General features: G+C 42.5%; 16 protein-coding genes and 2 riboswitches. All 16 genes read right to left on the reverse strand.

Annotated elements, in window-relative coordinates:
* Positions 1-9: 9 nt before the first annotated feature.
* Positions 10-399, reverse strand: coding sequence for a cell wall hydrolase (locus ACIFOD_RS20855; RefSeq protein WP_430316205.1), 390 nt, complete (start codon positions 397-399; stop codon positions 10-12).
* Between the two features lie 170 nt (positions 400-569).
* On the reverse strand, positions 570-2,132 hold the full coding sequence (locus ACIFOD_RS20860; RefSeq protein ID WP_430316101.1) for a fatty acid--CoA ligase: 1,563 nt from the start codon (positions 2,130-2,132) through the stop codon (positions 570-572).
* 175 nt (positions 2,133-2,307) lie between these two features.
* A complete protein-coding gene (locus ACIFOD_RS20865; protein WP_430316102.1) occupies positions 2,308-3,612 on the reverse strand; it encodes a nucleobase:cation symporter-2 family protein in 1,305 nt (434 codons plus the stop codon).
* Positions 3,612-4,199, reverse strand: coding sequence for a xanthine phosphoribosyltransferase (locus tag ACIFOD_RS20870; protein ID WP_430316103.1), 588 nt, complete (start codon positions 4,197-4,199; stop codon positions 3,612-3,614). The genes ACIFOD_RS20865 and ACIFOD_RS20870 overlap by 1 nt, the downstream gene beginning before the upstream one ends.
* A 122-nt stretch (positions 4,200-4,321) precedes the next feature.
* Positions 4,322-4,423, reverse strand: a riboswitch (purine riboswitch).
* Between the two features lie 118 nt (positions 4,424-4,541).
* A complete protein-coding gene (locus ACIFOD_RS20875) occupies positions 4,542-5,081 on the reverse strand; it encodes an NAD(P)-dependent oxidoreductase (protein WP_430316206.1) in 540 nt (179 codons plus the stop codon).
* Entirely contained in the window at positions 5,074-5,829 is a 756-nt protein-coding gene (locus tag ACIFOD_RS20880) for a sirohydrochlorin chelatase (protein ID WP_430316104.1), read from the reverse strand. Before ACIFOD_RS20880 ends, ACIFOD_RS20875 begins: the two co-directional genes overlap by 8 nt.
* Positions 5,830-6,606, reverse strand: coding sequence for a uroporphyrinogen-III C-methyltransferase (gene cobA, locus ACIFOD_RS20885; RefSeq protein ID WP_430316105.1), 777 nt, complete (start codon positions 6,604-6,606; stop codon positions 5,830-5,832). It abuts the gene before it with no gap.
* Positions 6,607-6,619: 13 nt separating this feature from the next.
* Positions 6,620-6,844, reverse strand: coding sequence for a DUF3906 family protein (locus ACIFOD_RS20890; RefSeq protein WP_113967886.1), 225 nt, complete (start codon positions 6,842-6,844; stop codon positions 6,620-6,622).
* Positions 6,845-6,857: 13 nt separating this feature from the next.
* Positions 6,858-8,468 carry a nitrite/sulfite reductase gene (locus ACIFOD_RS20895; protein ID WP_430316106.1) on the reverse strand — a complete coding sequence of 537 codons (1,611 nt, stop codon included), beginning with the start codon at positions 8,466-8,468 and terminating at the stop codon, positions 6,858-6,860.
* A 13-nt stretch (positions 8,469-8,481) separates the two neighbouring features.
* Complete coding sequence (gene cysC, locus ACIFOD_RS20900) at positions 8,482-9,084, reverse strand: adenylyl-sulfate kinase (protein ID WP_430316107.1); 603 nt, start codon at positions 9,082-9,084, stop codon at positions 8,482-8,484.
* 13 nt (positions 9,085-9,097) lie between these two features.
* A complete protein-coding gene (sat, locus tag ACIFOD_RS20905; RefSeq protein ID WP_430316108.1) occupies positions 9,098-10,243 on the reverse strand; it encodes a sulfate adenylyltransferase in 1,146 nt (381 codons plus the stop codon).
* A gap of 41 nt (positions 10,244-10,284) precedes the next feature.
* The gene (locus ACIFOD_RS20910) at positions 10,285-11,346 is read right to left on the reverse strand and encodes an inorganic phosphate transporter (protein ID WP_430316207.1); all 1,062 of its coding nucleotides are present in this window, start codon (positions 11,344-11,346) and stop codon (positions 10,285-10,287) included.
* An 18-nt stretch (positions 11,347-11,364) separates the two neighbouring features.
* A complete protein-coding gene (locus ACIFOD_RS20915) occupies positions 11,365-12,063 on the reverse strand; it encodes a phosphoadenylyl-sulfate reductase (protein WP_430316109.1) in 699 nt (232 codons plus the stop codon).
* Positions 12,064-12,163: 100 nt separating this feature from the next.
* Positions 12,164-12,319, reverse strand: a complete 156-nt coding sequence (locus tag ACIFOD_RS20920) for a YezD family protein (RefSeq protein ID WP_113967891.1) — start codon at positions 12,317-12,319, stop codon at positions 12,164-12,166.
* An 86-nt stretch (positions 12,320-12,405) separates the two neighbouring features.
* Positions 12,406-12,511, reverse strand: a riboswitch (SAM riboswitch).
* Positions 12,512-12,675: 164 nt separating this feature from the next.
* Positions 12,676-13,077: a MaoC/PaaZ C-terminal domain-containing protein gene (locus tag ACIFOD_RS20925; protein ID WP_430316110.1), complete on the reverse strand. Its 402-nt coding sequence runs from the start codon at positions 13,075-13,077 to the stop codon at positions 12,676-12,678.
* Positions 13,074-13,523, reverse strand: a complete 450-nt coding sequence (locus ACIFOD_RS20930) for a MaoC family dehydratase N-terminal domain-containing protein (protein ID WP_430316111.1) — start codon at positions 13,521-13,523, stop codon at positions 13,074-13,076. Before ACIFOD_RS20930 ends, ACIFOD_RS20925 begins: the two co-directional genes overlap by 4 nt.
* Between the last annotated feature and the right edge of the window lie 4 nt (positions 13,524-13,527).

The raw sequence follows: 13,527 nt of genomic DNA on the forward strand, positions 1-13,527 counted from the left end.
AGATCCTTTCTATCCTTGCAAACCGGATTGAAATACAGTTGGACAATCAGTACGGGTAGGCTGATAAAAGCAATGACTTTTAAATCGGCCTGAATTTGCTTGATTATACCATTTACTTGGACAATTACCCGATGGCTTAAAAAACCACATGCTAAAACTTGCAGGATGTATTCGTCGACCATTGATTACTTTTCTGGCCATGTCGAGTTCGTTACTTCTTGCCCTTTGATAAAAGTATCCTTTTTGCGTGGCTTCGAATCCCCCAGGGCTTTGGAAAACCATTTGTTTAATGCTTCTGATATTCTTAAAATCCAAACAATCACCTAATACCCGATTTACACCTACATTCCCGACCATCATCATCCCTTGATTTCCTTCACCTTCAGCTTCTGCTCTCATTAACCTGGCAAGTAGTTTAACTTCCTCTTCATTATGCTTTATTAACGGCACTACATCACCCTCCCCCATATCCTCATATCAAATATATGGGCAGTCGGACTGTCCTATACTCGGTGCCCAATTGACATCATCAGAAAATGTAAAGAAGGTCCCGCTAAAGGACCTTCGCTTTATCGTGTATTTTCTTTCCGGACAAGATTATCTCTAAGTAAAAACTTTTGAATCTTACCACTTGCATTCCGAGGAAGTTCTTCTACGAAAATATATTCACGGGGCCGCTTATAATCCGCCAACAAATCCCCATTTTTCAAAAAGAGATCGAGATCTTGCGAAGACAATGAAGGATTTTTGGAAACAACAACGGCAATCACCTGTTCTCCCCATTTTTCATGAGGCTGACCCAGGACGGCTACATCTACAATATCTTCATGGGCGTGCAGTGCATCCTCTACCTCACGGGGATACACATTTTCTCCCCCTGAAATCACCATATCATCCACCCGATCAGCGACGTATAGATACCCATCCTCATCCATATAGCCCAGATCACTGGAGTGATACCAGCCTTTATACAATGCTCTTTCCGTCGCTTCCTTGCGGTTGAAATATTCAAGCATTGTACAGGAACCGCGAACAATGATTTCCCCGACTTCCCCAGGCTTGCAAAGGTCATCGGGTTCAGAAGGACCGTTTTCATTCGGTTTGACTACCCTTATTTCATGATTATAGGCAGCCCTTCCTGCCGAGCCAGTCTTAGTTAACTGCTCATCCTGAAGGAGGAAGGTAACCGCCGGACCCATCTCAGTCTGACCATAGGCTTGTATCAAGTCAATCTTCATTTTCTCATGGAGAGCCCTCACAAGAACTGGCGCCATTGGGGCTGCCCCGTAAAGACCAATCCGCAAAGATGAAGTATCATAATCATCCACCCCGTGTTGCAGAAGCATGTTCCACATCGTTGGCGCAGCGAAAAAGGAAGTGACCTTTTCCCGTTCAATCACTTCCAATACGGTTTGCGGTTGAAACTGATGAACAATAATATTCTTTGCTCCCGCTTGAACGCGCGGAAGGAAGCAGCAATGAAGCTCGGCACAATGAAACATAGGTGCTGTAACAAGTCCAATGTCATTGGGTGTCAGCCCCATTACAGATGTACAAATCAAGCTTTGCTCAGCCATATCCCTGTGCCTGTGCAAGACACCCTTTGGCCTCCCGGTAGTCCCGCTGGTATACATAATCGCATATGCGTCTGTTTCTTCTACAGGAATGCTTATTAAGTCATTCGAACATGGATTCACAACATCTTTATAACTATGAGAAAAGGGAGGGGCATCTTCTCCAACATACCAAAACAGGGTCTGTGGAAAGTCTTGTGAAATCTGCTCAATCGGAAGAGTAAGGGCCTCTTCAAAAATCACTACCTTTGGTTCGGCATCCTCTAAAATGTAGTGTATTTCTTGAGACTTCAACCGGAAATTAATTGGGTTAATCACCGCACCGATCTTTCCACACGCAAAGTACACAGTTGCTAACTCCAGCGTATTAAATAGATACGTCGAAACCCGATCTCCCTTTTTCACACCTGCCTTTAGCAACGCATTGGCAGCACGATGAACTTCATCCTGCCACTGTGCAAAAGTTAACCGGGTACCTGTTTTCTCTTCTACAATCGCCTCCTTGTTCCGATATTTTTCTACCGTTTGATCAAAAATGGATCCTGTCGTTGCGTACATATTTCTCCCCCTTTAATTTAAGGTATATCCCCATATTGCAATATTCCCTAATCCATTATGTTCGAGATTGTTGTATGTATACCCTTCTTTAAAATCTGATAATTCTGAAATATATTCATAAAGAAAAACGTCACCTTCTACTTGAGAAATGGTGACGTTCTTTCTGCAACAATGATTACGAAGCTTTCTGCTCATTCAACACGACATTGAGCTTACGTTTAGAAAACACGTTAAAAAACATATTCAGTCCAATGGCTGTTATACTTCCTGCAACAATCCCGTTATCCGTCAAGATTCGGATGCTCGATGGCATCTGAGCAAACAATTCAGGAACAGCGGTTACTCCTAATCCCATTCCAACTGAACAGGCGATAATCAATAGATTTTCTTGAGATGCGAAATTTACATGGCTAAGCATTTTAATCCCATAAGCTACGACCATCCCGAACATGGCCACCATCGCCCCTCCCAATACTGAAGCAGGAATCACTGTCGTTAAAGCACCAATCTTTGGTACCAATCCAAGGATCACGAGAAATGTTCCTGTTGCATAAATCACACTGTTTCTCTTCACACCCGAAAGCTGGATCAATCCTACATTTTGTGAATAAGCGGTATAGGGGAATGCATTGAATAATCCACCCAGTACGATTGCCAGCCCTTCAGCACGGTAGCCCCTTGATAAATCCTCTTCTGAAACCTCTTTATCGCTGATATCAGCGAGAGCAAAATAAACACCTGTTGATTCCACTAAACTCACCAACGCTACTAGGATCATGGTTAGAATGGCTGTTATCTCAAATGTCGGCATTCCAAAGTAGAAAGGTTTTGCCATATGAAACCAGGATGCATCCCCAACCGCACTAAAATCCACTTTTCCCAAAACAAATGCAACGGCTGTTCCTGCCATCAACCCCAGTAAAATGGAAACAGAGCGAACAAAACCGGTAAAGAATTTATAGAGGATTAAAATAAAAAATAACGTACCAAAAGCAAGAGACAAATTTTCCAATGAACCGAAATCAGCACTCCCTTGTCCCCCTGCCATATTGTTCATGGCTACTGGAATCAAGGTAATCCCTATGATTGTTACTACAGAACCAGTGACTACAGGAGGGAAGAAACGAACCAGTTTCCCAAAGTACTTACTGATTAGAACGACGAATAAACCTGAAACCAGAATGGAACCATAGATCGCTGAAATACCATACTGGCCACCAATCGCGATCATTGGCCCTACTGCCGTAAACGTACATCCGAGTACGACTGGAAGTCCTATCCCAAAGAAACGATTCTTCCATACTTGCAATAAGGTGGCAATCCCGCACATGAAGATATCGATGGATACGAGATAAGTAAGCTGTTCTCCCGTTAATCCTAATGCTCCTCCTACGATCAGCGGAACGATGACCGCTCCCGCATACATAGCGAGTACGTGCTGAATCCCGAGTGACGCCAGTTTAATAGGCTGATTTTTCATTATACCCGCGCCTCCTCTTGCTTGAATGCCACTTTGCCATTTTCAAGGGATTGGATTTCCGCTAATGATTCAACTCTGTATCCTGTTTCACGAACGAGCTTGCCTCCGTTTTGGAAGGACTTTTCAATAACAATCCCGATTCCGGCAACATGGGCGCCTGCTTGCTTAACTAAATCGATTAATCCCAGGGCCGCTTGTCCATTTGCTAAGAAATCGTCAACCAATAGGACACGATCATTTTCTCCTATGTATTTACTGGAAATAGAGATTGTGTTTTCTTCCTGCTTCGTGAAGGAGTAAACCTTCGATGTAATAATCCCTTCTGAAAGGGTCAAAGATTTACGCTTACGTGCAAATACAAGTGGAACATTCAATTGAAGAGCAGCCATCACGCCAGGAGCAATTCCGGACGACTCAATGGTTAACACCTTCGTAATTCCCAGATCTTTAAAACGGTGTGCAAATTCTTTCCCGATCTCCATCATCAATTCAGGGTCCACTTGATGATTCAGGAATGAATCTACCTTTAATACAGTATCTGAAAGGACGACACCTTCACCTTCAATTTTATTTTTTAATAAATTCATATTCAAAACGCTCCTTTACTGTAATAAAACCTGGAAGTCTACAAAAAAACCCAAAGGCTATTGTTCTCAGGATAGAGTGAGACAATGACCTTTGGGTTAGGCAAAGAGCGTCCGTATTGACGGACAATCCATTGCTCACTCATAGTCGAATCATTTACGGTAATCCGGTAGAAACTCGCGAGCCATATCCCCGCTATTATATGAGTGAAAACGAATATTGATTTGATATTGGATAGTATAACGGGAACTTGACAGTTTGTAAAGGTTCATTTCTTAACAATATGTGCATTTTTTTTAAAAACGTTCGTATAATGAGTAAACGAGAATAAAGTTTTATCCACTTTACACCCGTTCAGAAAGTTCCTTTAATAGTTTCCTTTTCTCCCCATCAGATAAGTCTGATGCCTTGATTTCTTTTCTCTTTGAGGCAATGAAACCAAGCTTTTCTATATAGGAATCATCAAATGGTTGGAAGATTTGATTGGTAAGCTGTTTAGCTAAGAATGGACTTGCTCCGCCGGTTGAAACGGCAATCGTTAAATTCCCTTTCTGCCTATAGGAGACCATCTGCATATTTCCGCAATCACCGTCATCCACCACGCATAAAAGTTGGTTTTCCTCAGAGTGTATTTTCACCTGTTCATTCACCCATCGTTCATTCGTGGCAGCGATGACGATAAAAGCATCTCGTAAATCATCTCGTTCCACTTCTCTTTTGATCCATAGAATCCTTTTTTCTTCATGTAATGCTTGAATTCCATCAACAGCTTCAGGACTGATGACTTTTATCATCGCTCCTTGCTCTAGAAATACAAAGAGCTTCCGATAGGCCACCTTCCCTCCGCCTACAATCGTAACTTGTTTTCCGTTTACATCAATCATGACTGGCAACATAGGATTCTCCTTTAACGCTGAGGGTTTCATTCACACGGTCCAGGAATGCTTCTTCCACAAGGGGGTCATACCCTAAATAATCACCCAGAATGATATGCGCATTTTCCGTTTGGCTGATCTCCCTTTCAATTCCTTTCATGAGTAAACCGGTAAACAGCAAGTAGGGAATGAAAATGACGTTTCCATCTGTATTCTTTACAGATTCCAACGTGTCCGAAAAGCTTGGTGAGGCTGCTGTTAAGTAACAGGTCCTTACATCTGCTAACTTAGTCTTGGCTTGCACAAGTTCAGCAAGGGCTCCTAAATCCTTTGTAACATCTGGGTCTGAACTTCCTCTCCCTATCAATACGGCAACGGTCGAAGAGTCAATTGAAGCAGCATCGCGTATTTTTTTTATAACACTTTCAGCCATTTTATCGTGAACCCCAATGGGCTTTCCATACGTTACCGTAATCCAGGGATAGGCTTCTTGACAGTTTTGAATTTCATCTGGAATGTCTTTTTTTGCATGAACCGCAGTCAAAAGGAGAAGGGGAACGACGGAAACATGTGAAGCTCCTTTTTCCACGCATGCTTTAAACCCTTCTTCAATGGAAGGTGATGCAAGTTCAAGAAAGCTTATTTCCTGGATTTCCACTTCCACTTGGTTCTGGCACCTTTTAATAAAATCTATGGCTTCTTCACGGGCTTTCCTAATACGACTTCCATGACAAACGTATAAGACCGCGCGTGTCATTTACAGTGCCTCACTCATGATCGATTTCTTATCAAAGCATTCTTCAAACCATTGAATCTTCTCCCGGAAACGGACCACTTCCCCGACGATAATCATGCTCGGGTTTTCAATTTTTTCTTCTTTTACAATATCGATAATCGTATCCAGAGTGCCTGTTACGGTTCTTTGCACTTCAGTTGTTCCCCAATGGACCAGTGCCACTGGTGTATCCTTGCACTTCCCATATTGAATGAGCTTTTCTGTAATGTAAGGGAGATTCCCCACCCCCATATAAATGGCCAGGGTATCGATTCCTTTGGCCAGGCTTTCCCACTTTTCATCTTCTTGTTGATTATTTTGTTTATGCCCGGTAACAAAGGCAACACTTGAACTGGCTTCCCGGTGTGTAACGGGAATTCCTGCGTAGGCAGCCGCTGCTATACCCGAAGTGATACCAGGGACGATTTCAAAGGGAATCCCTTTTTTTGCAAGGGCTTCCGCTTCTTCACCCCCCCTTCCAAATACGAAGGGGTCCCCTCCTTTCAATCTCACCACTACCTTGCCGCTGGTAGCATAACGAACGAGAAAATGATTGATCGTATCTTGTTTCATCGTATGATAGTTTGGCAGTTTCCCGCAGTATATCAAGTCGGCTCCTTTTTTCGCATAGGATAGAAGCTCTTTATTCACCAGCCGGTCATATAATATGACATCTGCTTTTTGTATGGATTTCAATGCTTTTATTGTGATTAATTCAGGATCTCCAGGACCCGCTCCCACCAGGTAAACTTTCCCCATCCTTTATTCCTCCTTAAGATTTGATGATTGTTTCCTGTTCATGCAGAACAAACCCTGCACCATTTCCACGGATTCTACGTTTCTCGTAAAGAGAGATGTCTACCACATCAGGCTTTTTCAAAAAATACTTCTCAAGTTCAATTTCTACTAGATCAAAGGCTTTCTCATCTGATTCAGCCGCTACTACGACAATTGTGACGAACTCGTGAGTAGTGACTTCAAATCGATACAAGTTCATCCCATGAGCCTCCTTATGCTTCCTGAAGTAATTGGTCTAACGATTCTTGAAGGGGATCGGTACCAACCCGGTTTATATAGTCAAAAAAGGCTTCTCCCGGTTCTTTTGTTTGTTTAAAATGAAGGAGCAATTGCTTTACCACCCCTGTCAGATTGCCTGCCTCCACTTTCCCTTTTAACTTTTCATTCAGTTTTCCACCGTCCTGAAGAGTTCCTCCGACGTATATTTCAAATGCTTCGATCATCTTCTTATCTTTCGTTCTCATTTTAATTCCTTGAAGCCCGATATCTGCGATTTGTCGTTGACCGCATGAATTCGGGCACCCGACCATGTGAATCCTGACAGGGACATCCAATGAGAGTTCCTGGTCCAATTGATTGGCGATTTGTCTCATCCGTTCCTTCGTTTCCACTAAAGCTAGATTACAATATTCGATCCCTGTGCATGATACGGAATACCCGATGAAGGATAGGGGACTTGTCGAAATACGATCAAAGATTTTCTCAGAAAGCAAAGCATCAACATGTTCATCTGGTATGTTGGGGATGATGAGATTTTGAGAATTACAGTTTCTCAGTTCTCCATTCCCGTATTTCTTGGAAATCCTCGCAAGCTCATACACCTCATCAGAATTCAAGCGCCCAACCGGAACATTCAGCCCCACATAATTGAGTCCTTCCTGTTTCTGTGGATGTACTCCGTAGAAATACCCTGCATTCCAACCTTCCACGGCTTCAACTCCCGCAGGTAAAAGCTCAACATACTGTAATAGTGTTTCTTTGAATTTCTCAGGACCCCACTCGGCCATTAGAAATTTCAACCTGGCCAGATGTCTTTTCTCCCGATAACCGAAATCGCGAAATATCGTGGTGACCGCTATCGCAACTTCCTTCACTTGGTGAGGAAGGATGAATACATCCAACTCCTGGGCGAGGAATGGTCTTGCGGCCAATCCTCCACCAATCTTCAGATGGAAGCCGACTTCTTCTTTACCGTCTATCAGCTTTTTTGCGGGAACAAAGGAAACACAATTGATTTCAGCATTCGACGCATTATTGATATTTGCAGAGATTGCTACTTTATATTTTCGCGGTAAGTTCGAAAAATCTTCGTTGTGCTGGAAGAAATCATATACGTCTTTCACAATGCTCCGTGTATCGAAAAGTTCATCTGGATCGATCCCTGCCAGGGGATTCCCAACGATATTACGTGTGATATCACCGCATGCACCGGCAGAAGACAATCCGACCCTTTCCAGACGATTAAAGATGTCGGGAATCTGTTCAATCTTCAACCAGTGAAATTGGATCGCCTGGCGGGTGGTGATGTCGTAGACGTCTCTTCCATACTCTTTACAGATGGCAGCAAGTTCCCGTGCCTGTTCATAGGTCAAGATGCCCGACGGGACGTTCACTCTCATCATGAAATAGCCGTCTTCCTTTGGTCTTTGCAGATACAAACCTGCCCATTTAAACTTATCCCACTCTTCTTTTGGAATGGAAGAGAAGCCGTTTTCCGCATAGTACGGAATATCTGCAAAGATAGACAACCCGTCTTTCTCCAGTTTCCATTGTTCCGTTTTGTTCAATTTCTCATTTGACTCCCATGATTTTGAATATGCCATGATTTTCTCCCCCTTATATAAGTTGTTTTTGCTTCAGTACAGTCAATAAGTACTCAACGCATTCTTCCGTTGAATGTTTCTCCGTATCCAGTACCACTTCCGGCCTTTCAGGTGCTTCATAAGGAGCACTGATTCCCGTGAAATGAGTGATTTCCTTGTTACGAGCTTTTTTGTACAAACCTTTTGGATCGCGCTTTTCACATTCTTCTAATGAACAATGCACATATACTTCGATAAATTCATCAGTCTCCACTAAATTTCGTACGAGAGCACGGTCTTCCCTGTATGGGGAAATAAAGGCCGTTAGCACAATTTGTCCGCTATCAATGAAAAGTTTGGACACCTCTCCAATTCTCCTGATATTCTCCTTACGATCTTCTTCCTTAAATCCCAAATCATGATTTAATCCATGACGGACATTATCTCCGTCCAGAACATAAACCTGATTTCCCAGTTCGAAAAGGGAGTGAGACAATGCATTGGCGACAGTGGATTTCCCTGAAGCGGATAAGCCCGTGAACCATAAAATAAAGCTTTTATGTCCATTTTTTTTACTTCTCTCCTGTTTCGTTATTGCGGTTTCATGCCATACGATGTTTTCTGTTTTTTTACTCAACCCGGGAGCCTCCTCAAGACGTATGTCCAGCTTCTTGTTTTAGACCTTTAATTAACACTTCGATCACTTCAGGGCGACTGAACGTTGAAGGGGGAACTTCCCCGTTACGGAGCATTCCTCTCACTTTTGTCCCTGATAAAATAACGTGATCACTCTTATCATGAGGACATGTCTTCGTAGTCGCCATCCCTTCGCATCTCTCACAGTAAAAACTATGCTCGAAGCGGAGAGGGGTAATCCCTATCTCTTCTTCACTGAACTGATCAAATATTTTCTGCGCATCATAGGTTCCATAATAATCGCCAACACCTGCATGATCTCTTCCGACAATAAAATGCGTGCATCCATAATTTTTCCTTACCAGTGCATGAAAGATGGCTTCCCTTGGACCCGCGTACCTCATGGCAGCAGGGAAGACTCCTAAAAACACACGATTTTTAGGGTAATAGTTCTGTAACAGAACTTCATAACTCTCCATTCTGATGCCCGCTGAGATATCATCCGCCTTTGTTTCGCCAACCAAGGGATTTAAGAAGAGTGCATCCACGGTCTCCAATGCCGTTTTCTGAATATACTCATGGGCCCTGTGAACAGGATTTCTCGTTTGAAATCCGACAATCGTTTTCCATCCCTTTTCCTTAAACAACTTTCTGGTTTCTCTTGGGTCAAATGTATACTCGGTGAAAGGTTTGGAAAGACGTTTAATAAGACTGATTTTCCCACCTACGTACACATCTCCCCGTTGGAATAATTTCTTGACACCTGGATGATCCGCGTCGGTCGTTCCGTATACGAGAAGAGCTTCTTTCTGTTTATCCGGTTCATAAATATCCTCTACTTCAATGAGTCCATAGGTTTCTCCCTTATAAACAAGACGGATCTTTAAGCCTTTCTTTACGTCTCCTGCTTTTTCTTTTGCTATGGGCAGGGTAATCGGGATACTCCATACATTGCCGTTTCGCAATCGTAATGTTTCCACCACCCGTTGATAATCTACTTCGGTTAAGAATCCATTAATAGGGCTGTAAGCACCTATTCCAATGAGTTCCAAATCACTTAACGCGGTTTCGTCTAAAGGGATTTCATGGAGAATATCCTCATAAGATTCTTCTGGTAAATATGATTGAACAAGTGTTCCTCCGTGGGGCTGTAAACTCATCATTTATCCTCCTTAACATATGGTTTTAATCGGAATTAAGATTAAATTCCGCCTCCGTCTTCGTGAACGGATCGCCTTTCTTCATTGATCACTCTCATAAGGGATAATCCACCCACAGTAGCGATAATGACGCTTATTGGAACCACAATTGAATACATATCGCTATCGATCACGAGCTTTACTAAAAAATATGAAATACTGAGTGAAATCAGGGGAGAGACCACCCATATTTTGACGATTTTTTTTACAATTTTCTTTTGCAGCATTTGTTTACCGTTCTTTGCCATCCCCAGGCCGATGATGGACGATGAAGTAACCTGAGTCAGCGGGATCGGTAATCCATATAGTGAGCTCACCATCACAAGGATCGCTCCTGTAGAGGAAATGACGATTCCTTCGGCTTTTGTATAGTGTGTAATTTTTTTCCCGTTTGTTTCCACTACTTTTTTCCCCAGTAAGACAGCTCCGAGGGCAACGAATAAACCACCCAGCCAAATCCCCCGGGAAGGAGACAATAAACCCGCACCCACTAATGGACCGACGGCGTTGGCTACATTATTCATCCCTGCCGAAAAGGCTTCAAAGAACCCGGCGATAATCAATAGGTACGCAAGCCACCTTTTTTCAAAATGGAAACCTCGCTTTTCAAGTTTTGCTAAACCTATACCGAATACCCATGTCACTCCGAAGGCAATGACCGGGACAATCACCCAGAATGACATGATCGTTAAGAGTGACTTCACATAAAGAACTTGATATGCGACTCCGACACCTACAACCGCTCCGACCGTTACTTCACTTGTAGACAGCGGTATTCCAATCACATTTGCCAGAAACAAGGAAATGGTGGCGGATAACAAAATGATGACCACGATTTTGATGGAGAGTACATGTTGAGGGATAATCCCTGAACTTATGGTTTTAACTACTTCTCCACCACCTAAAACCGCCCCGCTCAGGACACCGGCTGCGCAGATCCATAATGAAACCCTGATGTTTTTTATGGCACCTGCACCATACGCAACCCCCATCGATGCTGCCGCTCCACTGGCACCGATGTTCATAGCGAAAAACATACTTATGATCAGGGCGATTATTTCAATCAAAGAATGTCACCCCTTTTAATGGAGACCGCATTCGGTCTTCCCTTTTCCTTGCCATCTTCCGGAGCGGAGATCATTGATGTCTAAAGCTTGCGTTGTACAATGGAAGCATCCGATACTTGGATACCCCTGATCATGAAGTGGATTATAGGAAAGGTTATGCTTATGGACATACCTCCAAATCTCCTTCCAGGTCCAGTGAATCAAAGGACAAATCTTAACTGATTGGAACTTGTCATCCTTATTGATGAATTCAACCTGACTTCTTGTAGGTGATTGTTCTCTTCTTAATCCTGAAATCCACGCATCCCCTTTGGATAAGGAATCTTTTAAAGGGTCAAGCTTTCGAATTTGACAGCATTGGTTCGGGTTTCGCTCCCACAACTTATCTCCATATGTTTCTGCTTGCTCTTGGAGCGTTAATTCAGGCTTTTTCATATGAATGGTGATACCAGGATACTTCTCCTTCACCTTTTCAATCGTTTCGTAGGTTTCCTTGAAATGAACACCTGTATCAAGAAATACTATGGTTGCTTTCGGTTGTACTTTGGTTAGGAGATCGATTAATACGATCCCTTCTATGCCAAAACTGCATGCATATACGACATTTTCACCATAATGATCATACGTCCACTCAAGTACGTTTACCGCTCCTTTATAGACCGGATCAATTTCAAATTGGATGGATGGATTATTCCAAGTTTGATAGGTTAACATGATACACCCCTTTCCCGCTCATCCAAACAAAAAGAGGCGAATAACAAGATATAGGGATTTCCTTTATCAGTGTTATGCGCCTCTAGTTTGTCTAGTCAGCTTATTTAATTCGCACTTTCTCGTTTTTCTCCAATTGAATGACTTTACCGTCCTGAACCACAATGGTAATCGATCCAAAACTCATCGTCTTCAACATCGATGTGATCTTCTCGACTACTACATCATACTCTGCTTCTTGATTTTTTTCTTTAGTCACATGATTCCCCCAATTTTCATCTTATCCAGAAAAATCATGAATGAAAAAAACAACTCTCCATTTTGGAAAGTTGTTCAGGTAAGGATACCTTATCTTCCAAAATGACTTCACATTTTGCTGGAATTAGCACCTTACATTACGTAGGTTGCTGGGCTTCGCGGGGCCAGATCCCTCCACCACTCTGGATAAGAGTTATTAATTTTAATATTCTAAATAATATCATATTCCACCGGGAAGTCAACCCGAGTTTTTCGATCGGTTTTATGTCTTTTGACTTATTTTTCTTTCAGAACCTTCATTCTCTTTATTTCTATTCGTTTTATGAACGCTATAGGACACTATTTTCACCAGAGTGATCAAAATAATTGAAACTTCAATTTACCTTCGATTACTTTCTTCTGGTTCTGATTGACGGCAAAGACTTTAAAATGTAAGAGATCATCCTGTTTTTCTGATACTTCTGCAATCAATTTAATGACATCATTCAGGAAAACCATCCCTTTAAAGCGGATCGTGTACTCTTTGATAAATCCTTCTTCATAATGATCACTAAAAAACTTGGAGACATTTCCCATTGTCCACATGCCATGAGCAATGACACCTGGAAGACCCAATTTATGTGCCTCCTCATCAATCGTATGAATAGGGTTATAATCTCCAGAAGCTCCTGCATATTTAATTAAATCGATTCTCGAGACTGGAGCTAATTCAACAAGGGGAAGCGTTTCACCTATTTTAAGGGATGATAGTTTAGTCATTTTCCTAACCTCTCTCTAACCGCTTCAGTGATAATGACAATCGCTTCGGAGGTGAAGATCCTATTCCCTCCTGAGTCTTCACCGATATCTTCTATTACAAGAAAGCCAAGTGTTCCACCCGACCCTTTCCGCTCATAGTAATCTTTTATCTCTGTATAACACTGAATACATTCCCCAACCTTTAGTGGTCTTTCATAATGAAAAGATTGTTCTCCATGAATTAACCCGATGTTCGGTAAATGAAAACCCTCAATCGTTCCATAGTCAAGCACTCTGGGAAAAGTGGGGGGAGCAATATTCCCCCTGTATCTAGACCTCTTTCCTGCTTCTTCATCCACATAAATCGGATGTGGATCACCGATGGCTTCGGCAAACTTACGAACCGCCCCTTTCTCCACACAATTTTCTACGGACGTTGAGCGTTTACCGATATAAGCTTGAAACATATCC

It is taken from the genome of Rossellomorea sp. NRS-1567, from assembly GCF_050467885.1.
Lineage (GTDB): Bacteria > Bacillota > Bacilli > Bacillales > Bacillaceae_B > Rossellomorea > Rossellomorea aquimaris_C.

Excerpts from the sequence above, each read along its gene's own strand:
- ACIFOD_RS20855 (WP_430316205.1), bottom strand. The coding sequence starts at position 399 with ATGAGAGCAGAAGCTGAAGGTGAAGGAAATCAAGGGATGATGATGGTC.
- ACIFOD_RS20860 (WP_430316101.1), bottom strand. The coding sequence starts at position 2,132 with ATGTACGCAACGACAGGATCCATTTTTGATCAAACGGTAGAAAAATAT.
- ACIFOD_RS20865 (WP_430316102.1), bottom strand. The coding sequence starts at position 3,612 with ATGAAAAATCAGCCTATTAAACTGGCGTCACTCGGGATTCAGCACGTA.
- ACIFOD_RS20870 (WP_430316103.1), bottom strand. The coding sequence starts at position 4,199 with ATGAATTTATTAAAAAATAAAATTGAAGGTGAAGGTGTCGTCCTTTCA.
- ACIFOD_RS20875 (WP_430316206.1), bottom strand. The coding sequence starts at position 5,081 with ATGATTGATGTAAACGGAAAACAAGTTACGATTGTAGGCGGAGGGAAG.
- ACIFOD_RS20880 (WP_430316104.1), bottom strand. The coding sequence starts at position 5,829 with ATGACACGCGCGGTCTTATACGTTTGTCATGGAAGTCGTATTAGGAAA.
- cobA (WP_430316105.1), bottom strand. The coding sequence starts at position 6,606 with ATGGGGAAAGTTTACCTGGTGGGAGCGGGTCCTGGAGATCCTGAATTA.
- ACIFOD_RS20890 (WP_113967886.1), bottom strand. The coding sequence starts at position 6,844 with ATGAACTTGTATCGATTTGAAGTCACTACTCACGAGTTCGTCACAATT.
- ACIFOD_RS20895 (WP_430316106.1), bottom strand. The coding sequence starts at position 8,468 with ATGGCATATTCAAAATCATGGGAGTCAAATGAGAAATTGAACAAAACG.
- sat (WP_430316108.1), bottom strand. The coding sequence starts at position 10,243 with ATGAGTTTACAGCCCCACGGAGGAACACTTGTTCAATCATATTTACCA.
- ACIFOD_RS20915 (WP_430316109.1), bottom strand. The coding sequence starts at position 12,063 with ATGTTAACCTATCAAACTTGGAATAATCCATCCATCCAATTTGAAATT.
- ACIFOD_RS20925 (WP_430316110.1), bottom strand. The coding sequence starts at position 13,077 with ATGACTAAACTATCATCCCTTAAAATAGGTGAAACGCTTCCCCTTGTT.
- ACIFOD_RS20930 (WP_430316111.1), bottom strand. The coding sequence starts at position 13,523 with ATGTTTCAAGCTTATATCGGTAAACGCTCAACGTCCGTAGAAAATTGT.